Here is a 1311-nt window from a genome sequence, read left to right as displayed (position 1 = left end):
CCGATACTCAAGAACAGCGACCTAACCATCCCTCTCTACCAGGTGGGCTACGATGACGAGGATGAATTACAGGCAACGTTGGCGCAACATCCCGAACTCCTTCGTGAAGACACTGATGTTCCGCTCCGAACGGTGCGCCGGGAAGTGTCGATGGAAGGGCAATATCTTGACATTCTCATGGTCGACGCTACGGGCATGCCCATCGCTGTTGAGGTAAAACTTGTTAAGAATGCTGATATACGCCGTAAAATTGTAGGCCAGATATTGGAATACGCATCTCTGCTGTCCAACCTGACTGTTGACGAACTTGATTCGATTGCCCGGGGAGCACTGAATGAAACATTGCAGGCGTTCGCTACGGAAGGCGGGGCAACATTTGAAGATCTCCGAAAAGCCTGCGGCACTCACCTCCGGGCGGGACAGGTGCGTATTATTATTGCCGTGGACGAAACTCCAGAGGGTCTGATTCAAATATTCGAGTTTCTGAGCCGAAGGAGCGATCTCGATATCAGGCTAGTGCAACTGCATAAGTACCTCCTCAAAACGGGAGAGATTCTTGTCGTCCCGAACCTCCTCGTCAAGCCCGAAAACATCAGGTCGCGCAAACTCATCGATCCCCGTTTCATGCAAGTAATCTTCGCATACCAGGATATTGCGCCCGAGGGCTTCCCGGTCTGGGAGGAGGACGAACCCGACTGGAGACTGGTCTGCCCCTCTGCATGGAAGGAACTGTGGGTTCACTATGAGTTCTGCGACTGGGGGAAAACTATCGGCGTTGAGATCCATCTCGAAGATGAACCGGTGAAGCCCCTGCAAGAGCTCTTACTGTCGTTTAAAGAGGACTGGACGGAGAAGTATCCGGAGCGGGAGATTGTTTGGGATCCGGACTGGGAGGACTGTGGCCGTGTAGGCATCCTCTTCCCGAAAAAAACAGATCCCGCAGTGATCGCAGGGACGATGCGGGAGATCATCAGGGAGACGGGCGCTGAAATCCAGATGCGACTCGACAGGATGTTTTTCAGGAGTGAATAGATCCTGTATAATCACAGAAATGCTGTTTGGGACAGACCTATACATCTTTAGTCGTCGATCAGGTCGGAGTGGAGGGAAACCCGGGACTGTTTTGACCCGCCATAGAAACCTCTGCCACACCCGGATCAACTTGTTATATATACTCATACAATAATCCTGAGATCATGTCTGCAAGCGCCGGCTCCAGCCACTCTCCCACACTCGATACGATCAAAATGGTCGAAGACTTCATTCGGGAGCACAGCGGCGAATACCGCCGCCGGGCGCTCTGGGAACGCC

1 protein-coding gene is annotated in these 1311 nt (G+C 52.8%); it reads left to right on the top strand.

The genetic code is table 11. From position 1 onward, the window contains the following. On the top strand, window positions 1-1032 hold a 1032-nt coding region (locus tag EI28_RS12265), incomplete at its 5' end, for an endonuclease NucS (protein WP_048115221.1). Between the last annotated feature and the right edge of the window lie 279 nt (window positions 1033-1311).

Origin of the sequence: Methanoculleus sp. MH98A (assembly GCF_000691865.1) — an archaeon.
Lineage (GTDB): Archaea > Halobacteriota > Methanomicrobia > Methanomicrobiales > Methanoculleaceae > Methanoculleus.
This window is presented reverse-complemented; position numbering and strand designations above follow the sequence as displayed.